This is a genomic window from uncultured Nostoc sp. (genome assembly GCF_964245575.1).
Classification (GTDB): domain Bacteria; phylum Cyanobacteriota; class Cyanobacteriia; order Cyanobacteriales; family Nostocaceae; genus Nostoc.
In genome coordinates this window covers 1-14,483 of sequence record NZ_CAXTNP010000063.1, presented here as the reverse complement: position 1 = coordinate 14,483, position 14,483 = coordinate 1, and the positions used below count along the sequence as shown (strand labels likewise).

The window sequence follows — 14,483 nt, the reverse complement described above, 5'->3', positions numbered from 1 at the left end:
TGAAAAGCTTTGTAAAATAAGGCTTTTAGCCTACTATCACTCAAACCGATAGAAGGCTTATTATTATTTATGCTTCAGGAAATGCGTTAGGCAGTTGAATGTGATTATGGATAAACAAGAGAGTCAGAGTTTTGGCAGGTGTATTTGGCAAGCTCGTAGAAAAAAGGGATTGAGTCAGCGTGAGCTAGCGGTAAAGGTAGGTGTGGACTACACCTATTTGTCCAAACTAGAAAACGACCACGTTGAGCCAAGCGAGAAGGTGATCCGCTCCATAGCAGAACATCTCAGTTTGAATGCAGAGGAGCTGATCTACCTAGCTGGACGTATGACTCAACGTGACTCGGATGCTTTTGAAGAATTGGTTAAGGCGAACTACAAGGAAATGCCAGCTTTATTCCGTCGAGTGCGCGAAAGTCCGGGTATTGATTCATTGGTAAAAGCACGAGATGAGCAAATTGCAAGACTACAAAAAGAAAATGCTGAACTCAGAGATAAGGTAGCAAAGCTTCAAAATCGCTTCTATTCTAAAGATGAGATTGAAAACATAGCGAATGATCTTCTAAGTCGTATGCAAATTTCATCTCAATATGCCCTTAAATTCTCTATGGATACTACTAGGGTATGTGACTTTTTGAATCTAAGTATTTGTTATGCACAAATAGCTCCTGATGATCGGGGATTGATCATAGCTATGATTTTACCTTTAGAACGTACAATTTTGATAAATGATGATATTCCAGAAGTTCTAGGAGCTTTTACCGAATCGACAATTGCTCACGAAATAGGACATTGGTTACTTCATGTTAACCAAAATAAAAATGAAATATTATCTGAACAAATAGATATCAATGCTAGTATTCAAGAAACTAATCATTCATTCTTATGTCGTAGTGCTAGTGAGCCACTTGATAAGTATACTGCCAGTAGTCAGCTTGATAAAATTGAATGGCAAGCCCAGTATTTTGCCAGCTGTCTGCTAATGCCTCGTCATGTACTGCAAGAAATAACCAAAGGGCGTGATTTAACTAATTGGAAACATCTTTATGCAATGAAAGAAGAGCTTGGTGTAACAATATCTAATCTCATCAATCGGTTGCAAGATATTGGCTGGATTTATATTCCTAAAGGTTCTAAGCAAATCTATCCAGGCAACTTAGAACCAGAATGTCAGGAAAGAAGGTGGTGGTTATGAGTAAAGAAAGTGAGGAGTTACAATGAACCTTTTCAGGTATAAATTCTATTCTAAAGAAGAAATAGAGCAGAAAGCTTATGAAGTTTTCAAAATTATGGAGTTAGAAAATTTCCCCCCAAAGTGGCCTTTTGAGGCTAGTTGTGCTGCTGACGCTTTGGGAATTATGGTGAGTTGGGAAAGAATTCCTCCTGATGAGCAGGGGTCGATAGTAGCTAAGATTCTGCCATTGCAAAGAAAGATTGTACTCAATGAATGTATTTCAGAGCTAACTGGAGGATTTGAGCAATCTACAATTGCTCATGAAATTGGACACTGGATACTTCATGTCAATCAAAATGAAGCTGATGGACTGACAGAGCAACTAGAATTAAATCTAGGAATAAAAGATGCTACAAAGCTTTATTTGTGTCGCACTACAGGCGTTAAAACTAATCCAAATATAATTCCAAGTCATTTGGATAAAATTGAATGGCAAGCTCAGTATTTTGCTAGCTGCCTGTTAATGCCTAGAGAAATTTTGGAAGCTAAACAAAGAGGACGGAATTTAACTAATTGGAAACATCTTTATGCAATGAAAGATGAGCTTGGTGTCACAATTTCTAATTTAAAAAACCGCCTACAAGACCTTGGCTGGATTTTTATTCCCAAGGGTTCTAAGCAAATCTATCTGGGTAAAGCTGCACCGAATGGGCAAACAAATTTATTTAATAGGTAAAGTGCGATCGCTCTCCATTATCTCCTGGCAGCGATCGTACCCCACACAGCACTACACTAGAAAGAAAGTAAGATGCTCAAAATAGCCTATGAACGCCACTACAACCACTTTCCCTTCTACACTCAAATTGAAAATTGACTTGAGCGATGAACAGTTCTTCCAAATGTGTCAGAAAAATAGTAATTATAGATTTGAGCGCACAGCATCAGGGGAAATATTAATTATGCCACCTACAGGTAGTGACACTGGCAGACGTAATGTTAAAATTACCACTCAATTAGATATTTGGAACTCTGAAAGTAGTTTAGGCGAAGTTTTTGACTCTTCAACTGGTTTCACCCTACATAATGGTGCAGAACGTTCTCCTGATGCTTCTTGGGTGAAAATTGAGCGATGGAATGCTTTAACCCCAGAACAACAAGAAAAATTTGCCCCAATTTGTCCTGATTTTGTAGTAGAGTTGCGTTCTCGTACTGATTCCTTGAAAGAATTGCAAGAGAAAATGCAGGAGTATATCGAAAATGGCGCTCAATTAGGCTGGTTAATCGACCGAAAAAACAAGCGAGTAGAAATTTATCGTCCAGGTAAAGATGTAGAGATATTAGACAATCCTGCTAGTTTATCAGGAGAAAATATACTACCCGGATTTGTGTTGCATTTACAGCAGATTATGTAATTTTATCGATTAGGATACACATGGCGCATTTCAAAGCGACTTTCTTCCCAAAGTGGTAGCAAAGCCTGTTTAGCAGCATTTAATTGAGCTTGCGAGAAAGAGATTTTACCATTTTCTATAATCCAAATAAATGTCCGAGTTATTAAATCTGCCTTGAAACTATTCTCGTATTCACAATTATTTATTCTTGCTACTTGCTGATCTAAGCAATCTATAGCATGTTTAAAAGTTAAGTTTTTCCAGTCTGTGAAATTGTTAGGAATTTATTCTTGCCTATTTGTCCACTTAATTTTACACAAATTTACTATAATATAGTCTATGCCTGTTATGGAGAAATCAGTATTACGCACCAAATTTGTATAGGCTTGATAATATGGTTTCAAGAGCGCAGCAGCAATATTTTCTACATATATATGTAGCCAAGATTGTATGTCACGAAGATAAGGTGCTAAATCTCTGATCTTATCAATTTCTGTAATAAACGCACGCTCACTTATATAATTTGTGATTTTGGCTAGCAATTCAGCTTCAGATAGTTGAGACTTTGCTGAGTAATAAGTAATAACTTTTGGAATATATTTCTCTAACAACCACTGTTTGGTATATCTAGCTGTCCAGGTTCACTGTATTCCAATATATTGCTGCCATAAGGTAAATTTACCTGTCTCAATAAATTGTAAATTAACATTATTTAGCTCATAGATGATGTTAATTTTATTATTAGGCAATAAATCTAATCTTATATCAATTTTAGGTAATATAAATGTATGATCGCGAATTCCCCGACTCACTCGAATTGATATATCTTTTCTATGGAATAGATGCCATTCTGACTTGCCTTTAACATAATCAAATTCATTAGCAAACTGCTGCATTAACTCCCATAACTCTTGTCTTACAGAAAAAAGGATAAAACCCCCACTCTCTGAAAGTTTTACGAATTCAAAATTCCATGTTTCTAAAGCATTTTCAACTTCAATTATTGAATTTTTATATTCTTGACAAACTCTATTAATACAAAAACACAAGTCTGCTGCTTCTAACTCTGATAAAATTAGAGTTTTTTTACCTAAATATACCTCAAAAGTATTTTTATTTAACTGTTTAAAAAAACGACGACATCCCCAATCTAGTTGGGTGTGCAATCCAGTCATTAATTGACCTAAAATATCTTGATGATTTCAGTAAATTTTTAGACCTCTTAAAATGAAACTGCTGAACTCTATTTTACAATTACCCTCTCCAAAAGCTTTGGGTAAATTACATGCGATCGCTACTTTTTTTCTCACAACAACCAAGCGGTAGCCTTCTCTCGTACTGCAAGGCTCAAAATCACATTTTTCTAAAACATCCTGTAAATCTGGATGGTGTTTAATTAATTTTTATATTAAGTTATATTTAAAATTTATTAAAATATTTGCTGTATTTTTATCGAGATTTTTCACAAAATCAAAGTTTAGTTGATTATAAAAATTTGAAGTAATATCATTATTTTTAAGTTCATCTACGATACTCGTAGAGGTTCACAGTTGTGCATTGGTGTCAACTTAACGCGAAACGGGCGGTTAGAAACCGCGTCTCCACAAAAAAACCCACCTCCGTGGGTTTCAAACCCTTAATTTGACCTTAGTCCGCCTCCGCGGACGAAAGCCTGTCAAGCCAAGCCAGTGCGGTCTTCTCCCAAAGGGAGAGGCTAGCGCCAAGGGGGTTTTCCCCATGAGCAACTGGCGTGCGAATTCTATTCGCCCTGGCTCTAAGTTGACACCAATGACATCTGTGCGCCCGTACCCAGTACTACTGAACAAAGCACTAATTAAGCAAAGGCAAAAATTGGCGAATTAACCCAATTGTCACTGCTGGCAACTCCAACTGCGGTGTTAACCCCACATCTTCCAACTGTTGAAAAAATCGGATCGCTTGAGGATTAATTTCGGCAAGGCGGCGACCAATTGAGGGCCCTGTAAATTCCGACCTTTGTCCCCAAATAATGGCGGTGGGAGTGGTCAACTGTTGAATGTAAAGGGATAAATCAAAGCATAAATCGCCACGGACAAAGGAGAGTGCTGCATACTCAGCATTAGGCTGTTGGGCAGATTGTAAATAAGCATCTACAATTTCTTGGTACACTCGATTAGACTGAGCAAATTGCCGTTGCTCTAAGAAACTGCGAATACCCCCACTGGTTGCTATTCCAGTGCTGTAAAGTAAACGGTCAACAAGGGGAACGCTGACTAACTGGGCAAAAAAACTACGGGAGTAGTCTTCGCCAAAGTCCGAGAGTCCGGCGGGGGTAGTGAGAATTAAAGATTTGAATAAATCAGGATGATCTGATGCTACTCGAATTGTAAAGCCTGCGGTCAAAGAAGAAGCGATCGCTGTTACTGGCCTGGTACAAGTCTGCTCGAAAAACTCCCGAATCGTGGTTAAATAATCTTCAATCTTATAACTCCGTGCCGGATGCTCAGACCTACCCCAACCGATTAAATCTGGTGCAATAACCCGATATTCGGCGGCAAAAGCCGGATAGACTTTCGACCACTCATAAGCAGAAGATCCACCACCAAAGCCGTGCAGAAACACTAAAGTTTCCCGATCATCTTTTGCTGTAAAATTGTCCTGCCAAGGTGACTTAGCGGCTGTATAATATACCATCCTACCTAGTGAGGTATTTATAGAGCGTTGTTCAAATCCTGGTGGTTGAAACATAAGTACTTTTTGTTGACTGTCGTAATTAAGTAGCATGAATAACAGATTAATGCTGAATATACGTAGATACGGAGAGAGCATTTGATAATTTATCCGCGTCACCGCATCTTTTTTGGTCACCCCAGAATACTTACCTATTTAGTTCAAACTTCTCACTCATTGTTATTATCGGCGAACCAATCACTTTAAGACTTCTTCCTACCATCAGATTAAGTAGATATAAAATTACTGGATTACTTGTAAAGATTTGGTGATGTTTTTTCATAATAAAAAGTAATTTAAGGTTGAAACTACTGTTTTCTAAGGGTTTTTCATGGTAGCAAGCATCACTAAAGCATGAATCTAACATAAGTTTTTATGTTAGTCTATCAAGAAACTCATAAATAATTATGGGCGTCAATAAAAGTAAAAACGCTCATTTTAACAAGCTATTAATTCTAGTTCGGCATGTAGAAACATAGCTTTTGATGTATTACTAAATCTAATTATTATCTAAGTAATGGTAAGGCGGGATGTCATGGTAAAGCAGGTTACTCTTCAATTAAATAAACTACCAACGATTGAAGACGCTAAATTTGCGCTTGACTTTAATATACAAAATGAAATTAAAGCTTCAGCTTGGGGGGAGCAGGTCGAGTCAGCTATTGACGCTGGCAGAGTGACTGTACCTACTTATATTTGTTTAGACTTAGAAGACTTAAAGTGCTTTGAACCAGTAGAGCGCCAATATGAACGCTGGGGAGTAATTTTTCACAATTCTATAGCAATACAGCCATCAAATCCAGCATTTCCAGCCTATTCAGGGCTAACAGTTTTAATGGGAGCGCCCAAAAGCGGATTTTTAGAAGCTACTTTCTTGCGTCCGGTTAATTCGGTTAGCGCCTTTGTCACTAGTTCGCAACGGCTAGTGCTTTCCGCCTACGATCGCGATCGGCAACTCATCGCTCAAACTGCACTACCAAGTGCCAATCTTGCCAATTCAGACTCGGTAATTTCCCCCAATACCTTATTATCTATAACTGGGAATAACATCTACAGCGTTACCTTCTGTGCTTTTGATGGCCAATTCACCGTTGATGACTTTCGTTTTTGTCTTTAAAAAGCTTTTATGCCCTTGCTCTGAGCCATTTAAAATGGTATCTTGATTTCCGCCGTGCTGTTACTAGTACCGTTTGGCGGAAGTCACGCATTCACGCATTCACGCATTCAAAAGTTTTTTAGATCAAGGCTTTTGCAAGTTTTAAAATGGTAGCTTGATTTTTGCCGTGCTGTACTAGTCTACTATGCTGTCCTTAAAAACCGGGCATCTTATGGTTTGGGTCTTCACCCTTTCTTCAACCGTAGTAAAACTTATACAATAGTTAATTTCGTAATCAAGTAGGTAAACACTGTGGCACAGGCTTCGTCTTCTTGGCAGCAATTGATCAACCAGATTCCCAACTGGAACTGGTCGCTTCCAAAGTTCAAGACAAAGGGAGCAACAAAGCAGCAAACATTTAAGCGCTTCTCTGGGCCTGGGGGCTTTCTTGGGTTCTTGACAATCGTCGTCGCCATGTTGTTGTGGAACTGGATGCTGCTATTGGCTCTCTCAATCGGCGTTGGGATAATGGTATTGGTTTACTCAATGCAGGAGTGGGACTGGCAATTACACTGGTCTAAGATACGTAAGTTCTTAAACAGTTCAAATCGTCGGTTAGTTTTAGCAGTCATAAGTGGTGGTCTTGCTACTGTCACTACTTACATGGCCGCTGCAATTTGGGTTGACTCTCACAGTTCCTGGATTGCTGCTAGTGCAATTGTGCAAGGCGTGGGAACACTGTTAACTTTAATTTTATTGGTCTGGCAAATTGTCAACTTCTATGAAAATCGAGAAGAAGACCACCTCGATAAGTTGTTGGTAAATTTAACAGAAAAAGATCCATTAAAGCGGATGATTGCCCTACGTCAACTCACTAAATTCATTAGCCGTAGGCGAGTTGATTCTTCAGTGCAGCAAGATGTTGTCGAATGCTTGCAACTCCTACTCAGTCGAGAGGAGGAAGTTGTAATCAGAGAGGCAGCTTTTAAAAGTTTACAAGCCTGCGATCGCTTACAAATTCTACCCCCCAAAACAGCAACAACTTTCAGACCCGTATCAGCAAAAGTCAAGCACCACGTTTATTAGTCCTTTGTCCTCTGTCCTTTGCAAATGACTAATGACCAATACTTATGCAAGAGCTAGACTTTCCAGTTTTTAAAAAAGTTATTTAAAAAGTTGTTTAATATCTGAGAATTATAGAGAGAGTGACCTAACTACTCTCTCTTTTTTTGTTTAGTGCCTCCTGAATCGCGTCCCTACAGAACTGTGGTGGATCGTCTTGTGCTTTGACCTCATCCATCATTTCCTTTGTGACAGGAAAATTTAATTGTTCAGTCAACTCCTTACTTGGTTGATTGTCAAAATTTTGAGGATTCCCTCTAGGGTTAAGCATTGTTGAGAAGTATGAATAAAACTTGATACGGTGTTAACAGCGAAATAGAGTTTAAATCGCTGATTATATCAGTCTGGAAAACAGTTCACCACCGATACCACTTTTACAAATGGGCAACTCTATTTTATGTTCACACGGTCAGAACTTGAAATCAGAACCATTGCTGAGTTAAAAGACTTGTGTAGGCGTTACGGATTGAAGCCTACAGGGAATGCTGGTTACAAGACCTCATGGATTACATCTTTATTTAATGGCGTTTCCAGCGATCGCACTTACTCAGATGGAAGAGGGAAGGGGACTAAAGCGATTGTCCTTTGAAGCTTACCAAAATATCGCGATCGCACTCGATCAGATGAATTCTCTCACTGATCAGCAAGCAGCGCTGATTAAGTTGACGATGCAAGGAAAGCGATATCAGGCTCCTCTTCAGGTGCGAACAAGAGAAGTTGCTCAACTTGTACAAGGCAAAGCTCAAACTTGAAGAGGTGATAGAAGTACTAGGGGAATAGGCATTAGAGATTAGATATTTTGGCTCATGGCATTATCAGGCAAGTGAGCTTTTTTCGTGCTTACCTTAGCTATAATTCCTAGTTGTTTAATAACTTGTTTAACAACCTCAGAGGTTAGACTTAGGGTGATAGAGGCGGTGAATCATGAGCATCTATTGAGCATGAATGCCAAATATAGAATAATGCTCAAAATGGTTGATAATTCACTGTAACTAGTTTATTTGAGCATTAAATGAGCATTTTAGGAAAAATAAAGGCTAAAAGTACTGGTATTATCTGAATAGCTGCATGGTGCATATCAAGCGCGTGGAACTTACGAACTTCAAATCCTTCGGTGGCACTACCTCAGTCCCTTTGCTACCGGGGTGTACTGTCATATCTGGGCCAAATGGTTCGGGTAAGTCTAATATTCTAGATGCACTGCTATTTTGCCTCGGACTCTCCAGTTCTAAGGGAATGCGAGCCGATCGCCTCCCAGATTTAGTAAATAACACTCAAACGGCTAAAGGACGAGCTTCTATTGAAGCTAGCGTCACGGTGACGTTTGATTTGTCAGAGGAAGATTTATCAGGCCCAGGTGCAAAGGCACAGAGTGAGGAAGCAGGGGAAGCAGGGAAAGCAGAGGAAGCAGAGGAAGAAAATCCAAAATCCAAAATCGTTCGACTGAGCGAAGCCGAAGTCCAAAATCCAAAATCAGGAGAGTGGAGTGTCACTAGAAGGCTACGAGTCACTCACCAAGGCACTTACACATCAAATTACTATATCAATGGTGTACCTTGCACGCTGACTGAGTTGCATGAGGAACTAAGTAACCTGCGGGTTTATCCCGAAGGCTATAACGTGGTGCTGCAAGGGGATGTCACCAGCATTATCTCGATGAATGCACGGGAACGGCGGGAAATTATTGATGAATTGGCTGGGGTGGCGGCGTTCGATCGCAAAATCATCCAAGCCAAATCAACTTTAGATGAGGTGAAGGAAAAGGAAGATAGCTGTCGGATTATTGAGACGGAATTAACTGCACAGCGCGATCGCCTTTCCCAAGATCGTGCTAAAGCTGAGAAATATCAAAAACTCCGCACGGAATTTTTGGCTAAACAATCCTGGGAAGCAGTTTTATCATGGCGATCGCTACAAGCACAACAAGAAAAGTTAGTTCACGAAATTCAAACAGGCGATCGCAATTTTAATGAACTCACTAGCCAACTCACAAATCTAAATTCCGAAATCGTCCAAAAAACGGCTGAACTTGAACAACTCAATGCTCATGTAAAAGCATTGGGAGAAGATGAACTTTTGGCAGTACAATCTACCCTCGCTACCCAAGAAGCTGAACGAAAGCAACTCCAGCGTCAGTTAACGGAATTAGAAACAGCTTCTCAAGAAACTGCTAAACGTCTGACTCAAACCCAGCAAGAAATTCAAAAATACCGTCATTCCCTAGAAGAAATTGCCGAAACCCAGCTTGTAGAGACGCGATTTATCGTGTCTTCCCAGCAACAAAGGGATGAAGCACAGCAAGCTCTAGAAACCTCCCGCGAAGCCGCCGCAGAAATCGCCTCGGCTTCGGAAGCGTGGGTGCAGCAACAAACGGCATTCAACCGTCAAATTGAAACTTTGCTGCAAACTCTGGAACCACAACGCACTGAACAAGCACAACTCAGGGAACGCAATAATCAGTTACAGCAGTTAATCCAAGAACAAACCCAGTTAATTGAACGCGATGAACCCCTGTTAGCCCAAAAACAAACTGAGTGTAGTCAAATTGAAACGGAATTTAACGCCTCTAGCGAACCCATCCAAAATTTAGCTCAAAATCTCTCAGCCACAGAACAAGAACTGCAAATCCAACAGGAAACTCAAAAACGCTTACTCTCTGAACAACGAGAAAAACAACGCCAGTTGGATAAAATCGAGGCGCAAGCGCAAGCACAGCAAGAAGTCCAAGGAACCCAAGCTAGTAAAGTCATTTTACAATCGGGAATGCCTGGACTTTGTGGCTTAGTTGTGCAATTAGGAAAGGTGGAACCCCGCCATCAGCTAGCTTTAGAAATGGCAGCCGGTGGACGTTTGGGACATATTGTGGTAGAAGATGACAGCATCGCCGCAGCAGGGATTGAATTGCTCAAACAGAAGCGTGCAGGGAGAGCGACTTTTTTACCACTGAATAAAATTCACGCTCCTAAATTTACTCAGGATGCAACGCTACGTTTTGCTAGCGGTTTCGTTAACTATGCTGTTAACTTAGTGGATTGCGATCGCCGTTACAAAGATGTATTTAGCTATGTTTTCGGTAACACAGTGGTATTTGCCAACCTGGAGGCGGCGCGGAAAAATTTAGGATTGTATCGCATCGTTACCTTAGACGGGGAGTTGTTAGAAACCAGTGGTGCAATGACTGGTGGTAGCAACAGCCAGCGTTCAGCCTTGCGGTTTGGCAATGCGGAAGCGGCGGAATCTGATGAAGCGATCGCTTTAAAAAGTCGCTTGGTGGATATTGAGCGGGTTTTAGAGCGTTGTACAGAAGCGATCGCTACTTTGTCTACCAGAACCAAAAAACTCACCCAAGAACTCACAGAAGCGCGTCAGGCGCGGCGCGAACAGCAGTTGCAATTGGAACAGTTGCAAAAAGATATTAAAAATTTAACAGCGCAATTAGAGGGGACGCGATCGCAACTCGCCCAAAACAGTGAAAAGTTAGCCACTGCTCAATCTCGATTAGAAATATTGCAGCGAGAATTACCGGGACAAGAAACTCAGTTGCAACAATTGCGACACGCTTTAGCAGAGTTAGAAGCATCCCAAACCCCCAGCGAATGGCAACAAATCCAGGCGATAATTAAAACTCAAGAGCAACAATTGCAACAACGAGAGACAGCATTACGCGAAGCTGAACAAAGATTAAAAAATTTAGAAAATCAGCAACAACGTTTACAAGAAAAAATCCAAGAAGCAGAAACGCGAATCACCGAATACGAAACACAACAAACCTCATGTAGAGACGCGATTCATCGCGTCTTTACCCAAACCACAACGATAGACGAGCAAATCACCCAAACCCGTTTATCGTTAAATCAAATGGAACAGAATTTAGGAGAAGAAAAACAAAAACGCGACGCTACAGAACAAGAAGTGCGATCGCAGCTTTTGCGCCAACAACAATTGCAATGGGAAATAGAAAAACTCCAAGAAACCCAAGAGAAACGGCGGGAGGAACTAATTGCACTGCAAAGCCAGTTGCGTGATATGGGAGCAGAATTACCTAATCCCTTGCCGGAAGTTCCAGATAAAGTAGATTTGGAAGAATTGCAGAAAGAATTGCGATCGCTTACCAAACGCCTACAGGCAATGGAACCTGTTAATATGCTGGCGTTGGAAGAATACGAACGTACCCAAAATCGTCTCCAAGAACTGACGCAAAAATTAGAGACACTAGAAGGGGAACGTACCGAATTACTTTTGCGGATTGAAAATTTTACCACATTGCGGCAACTTGCCTTTAAAGAAGCATTCGATGCTGTCAACGAAAACTTTCAATCAATTTTTGCCATTCTTTCAGACGGTGACGGCTTCTTGCAACTCGAAAATCCCGAAGATCCCTTTAGTAGCGGGCTAAATTTAGTCGCACATCCCAAAGGTAAACCGGTACAGCGCCTAGCTTCCATGTCTGGGGGAGAAAAATCACTTACAGCCTTGAGCTTTATCTTTGCCCTGCAACGCTACCGCCCATCGCCATTTTATGCCTTTGACGAAGTAGATATGTTCCTAGATGGGGCAAACGTAGAGCGATTAGCTAGAATGATTAAACAACAGTCACAACAAGCGCAATTTATAGTTGTGAGTTTGCGTCGTCCGATGATAGAATCAGCCGAACGCACAATTGGCGTTACTCAAGCACGAGGAGCTTATACTCAAGTTTTGGGGATTAAGTTACAATCATCCAATACATCTGCTTGAGTTTTTGTTAATAATAGTGTATAGATAAACCACGTAATGTGCGAGTTTCTCTCAAACCTAACCCCCAAACCCTTGCCTACCAGGGAAAGAGAGCAAAAATTAAAGCCTCTCTTCCTGTGGAAAAGAGGTTTGGAGAGGGGTTCTAAGAATAAGTTGCACATCGCGTTAAACCGGATTCGAGATCAGGACTCGGTATAGAATGACCTCCGAACAGATAATTAGGCGTTCCGACATATTAAATACCCAGGTGATTACCCGCGACAACGGCAAGCGGCTAGGCATCATCAGTCAAGTCTGGGTTGATATAGATCAACGAGAGGTTGTGGCTCTTGGTTTGCGAGACAGCCTGATCTCTATTTCGGGCATACCGCGCTATATGTACCTCAACAACATCAGCCAGATTGGTGATGTCATCCTGGTTGATAACGAAGATGTAATAGAAGATATCGAAGTTGAATCTCTCAGTAATCTGATTAACTGGGAAGTAATTACAGAAACAGGCGAAGTCTTAGGCAAAGTTCGGGGCTTCAAGTTCAACGGCGAAACCGGCAAGCTTAACTCCATAGTTATTGCTTCTTTAGGATTGCCCCAAATTCCCGATCAATTTCTGAGTACTTACGAGTTCTCAGTAGATGAAATTGTCAGCACAGGCCCCAATCGATTGATTGTCTTTGAGGGAGCTGAAGAACGGGTAAACCAGTTGACAGTTGGTTTACTAGAGCGTCTGGGTATCGGCAAAGCACCTTGGGAGCGCGATGCAGAAGAAGAATACGGCTATACTCCACCACGTACAATTGCACCACCCAATCAACTGCCTAGTGGAGTGCCATTGCAGCCACCCAGGCAAAAAGTTCGCGCCCCCGAACCCGTAGCGCGGGAAGAGGAATGGACAGAAGACTATGTGGAGGAAGAAAGGCCACAGCGTCAGGTAATGAAGGCGCGGCAGTATGAATCTATTCAATACGAAGAAGATGAGGAAGAAGATAACTGGAGTGAGGCAACGGGCAGCGACAGGTATCAACAACCGCAGCCGCTAAAGTATGAAGCCCAGCCCTATAGCAAGCCATACGTTGACGAATACGATGATTATGACGATGTAGAGGGCGATGCTTGGGAAGATGTGCCCAAGCCCGTGAATATTCCTAAGAAAGTCAAGGAAAGACAGCCAGAATACGAAGAAGAAGGCGGATATTAGGCTATCCCCACCCTCAACCCCTTCCCCGCGCCAGCGAGGAGGGGGCTTTTTTTATGAACGAAAGTATAGCAAGGGACTGGGAACTGGGGAACTCGGGGCCCCCACGGAGTGGGGATTAAGGGCATGGGGACTGGGTGATAAAGTCTTTTTGCGTCTAAGTTTTATCTATCTGTTGATGTCCTAATCACCAAGGCTTTTGCTATAAAACGCATCACCTAAACTAACCTGATTATTTTGTTAATGTTGCGTGAGTTCAACGAACCTCTCCCTGCCTTGAACTTTAGTTCAAGTCTGTCCCTCTCCAACTCAAAGCTAATATTCTGGGATTTTTATCACTAGCTAGCTATGTAGCCACATTGCTTTCCACCACTGTAAGAATTGTTTTTCCGCAAACCAAAGAGACTGGTATTCCCCATTACTGGCAATTACGTCTACAGCAACCTTGCTTGGGTTTAGCTCCTATCGTTTAGTATTTCCATTCCAGATGGCCACACCTGAGGTTATGCCCTTGCCAATCATTCAACCTTATCAAACCCTAAAAGGACATTCAGCGTGGATTTATGCGATCGCTATCAGTCCAGATGGTAATACTTTGGTTAGTGGTAGCTATGATGGCACGATCAAGATTTGGAATCTGCACACTGGCAAATTACTCCACAGTTTTAAAGGTCATGCTGATGCAGTTGTATCCTTGGCCATTAGCGCTGATCGCCGTATACTCGCTAGTGGCAGTTGGGATAATCGAATTAAACTGTGGAATCTGGAAACAGGAACTCTCATCCGTACCCTTGATGGGCATAAAGACGATGTAGAAGCGATCGCTATTAGTCCCAATGGAAAATTGCTTGCTAGTAGCAGTGTTGACAATACCATTAAGCTCTGGAATCTCGACACAGGCAAAGAACTCTTTACGATCCAGAATGTAGCCTGGGTAAAGTCTGTTGCTTTTAGCCCCGATAGCCAGAAGTTAGCCAGTGGCAGTAAAAATAACTCTATCAGAATTTGGCAGCTAAGGTGATTTCTGAGAAAGAATTTACCAATGAAGGTAAAATACGTTCTTGA

At 41.3% G+C, this 14,483-nt stretch carries 12 protein-coding genes; 9 read left to right on the top strand and 3 right to left on the bottom strand.

Going from position 1 to position 14,483, the window contains the following annotated elements; translation table 11 throughout:
- The first annotated feature begins 106 nt into the window (after positions 1 to 106).
- The 3 genes from ACFFAP_RS12515 (at position 107) to ACFFAP_RS12505 (ending at position 2,583) form a co-directional block, all read left to right on the top strand.
- Positions 107 to 1,192 carry a helix-turn-helix domain-containing protein gene (locus ACFFAP_RS12515; RefSeq protein WP_375511522.1) on the top strand — a complete coding sequence of 362 codons (1,086 nt, stop codon included), beginning with the start codon at positions 107 to 109 and terminating at the stop codon, positions 1,190 to 1,192.
- A gap of 22 nt (positions 1,193 to 1,214) precedes the next feature.
- Positions 1,215 to 1,907 (top strand): ImmA/IrrE family metallo-endopeptidase, encoded by a 693-nt coding sequence (locus ACFFAP_RS12510; protein ID WP_375511521.1) that lies wholly within the window; start codon positions 1,215 to 1,217, stop codon positions 1,905 to 1,907.
- Between the two features lie 88 nt (positions 1,908 to 1,995).
- A complete protein-coding gene (locus ACFFAP_RS12505; RefSeq protein ID WP_375511520.1) occupies positions 1,996 to 2,583 on the top strand; it encodes a Uma2 family endonuclease in 588 nt (195 codons plus the stop codon).
- A gap of 263 nt (positions 2,584 to 2,846) precedes the next feature.
- Here ACFFAP_RS12505 and ACFFAP_RS12500 read toward each other — a convergent pair whose 3' ends face one another.
- The 3 genes from ACFFAP_RS12500 to ACFFAP_RS12490 all read right to left on the bottom strand — a co-directional run bounded on the left by ACFFAP_RS12500 (position 2,847) and on the right by ACFFAP_RS12490 (position 5,289).
- Complete coding sequence (locus ACFFAP_RS12500; RefSeq protein WP_375511519.1) at positions 2,847 to 3,173, bottom strand: hypothetical protein; 327 nt, start codon at positions 3,171 to 3,173, stop codon at positions 2,847 to 2,849.
- A 30-nt stretch (positions 3,174 to 3,203) separates the two neighbouring features.
- Positions 3,204 to 3,737, bottom strand: coding sequence for a hypothetical protein (locus tag ACFFAP_RS12495; RefSeq protein ID WP_375511518.1), 534 nt, complete (start codon positions 3,735 to 3,737; stop codon positions 3,204 to 3,206).
- A 655-nt stretch (positions 3,738 to 4,392) separates the two neighbouring features.
- Positions 4,393 to 5,289 carry an alpha/beta fold hydrolase gene (locus tag ACFFAP_RS12490; protein ID WP_375511536.1) on the bottom strand — a complete coding sequence of 299 codons (897 nt, stop codon included), beginning with the start codon at positions 5,287 to 5,289 and terminating at the stop codon, positions 4,393 to 4,395.
- Between the two features lie 517 nt (positions 5,290 to 5,806).
- Between ACFFAP_RS12490 and ACFFAP_RS12485 the strand changes: the two genes are divergently transcribed.
- The 6 genes from ACFFAP_RS12485 (at position 5,807) to ACFFAP_RS12460 (ending at position 14,439) form a co-directional block, all read left to right on the top strand.
- On the top strand, positions 5,807 to 6,388 hold the full coding sequence (locus tag ACFFAP_RS12485) for a hypothetical protein (RefSeq protein WP_375511517.1): 582 nt from the start codon (positions 5,807 to 5,809) through the stop codon (positions 6,386 to 6,388).
- Positions 6,389 to 6,679: 291 nt separating this feature from the next.
- A complete protein-coding gene (locus ACFFAP_RS12480) occupies positions 6,680 to 7,453 on the top strand; it encodes an armadillo-type fold-containing protein (RefSeq protein ID WP_375511516.1) in 774 nt (257 codons plus the stop codon).
- Positions 7,454 to 7,971: 518 nt separating this feature from the next.
- Positions 7,972 to 8,241 carry a hypothetical protein gene (locus ACFFAP_RS12475; protein ID WP_375511515.1) on the top strand — a complete coding sequence of 90 codons (270 nt, stop codon included), beginning with the start codon at positions 7,972 to 7,974 and terminating at the stop codon, positions 8,239 to 8,241.
- A gap of 316 nt (positions 8,242 to 8,557) precedes the next feature.
- Positions 8,558 to 12,226, top strand: coding sequence for a chromosome segregation protein SMC (gene smc / locus ACFFAP_RS12470; RefSeq protein WP_375511514.1), 3,669 nt, complete (start codon positions 8,558 to 8,560; stop codon positions 12,224 to 12,226).
- A 199-nt stretch (positions 12,227 to 12,425) separates the two neighbouring features.
- Entirely contained in the window at positions 12,426 to 13,421 is a 996-nt protein-coding gene (locus ACFFAP_RS12465) for a PRC-barrel domain-containing protein (protein ID WP_375511513.1), read from the top strand.
- A 508-nt stretch (positions 13,422 to 13,929) separates the two neighbouring features.
- A complete protein-coding gene (locus ACFFAP_RS12460) occupies positions 13,930 to 14,439 on the top strand; it encodes a WD40 repeat domain-containing protein (protein ID WP_375511512.1) in 510 nt (169 codons plus the stop codon).
- Positions 14,440 to 14,483: the final 44 nt, after the last annotated feature.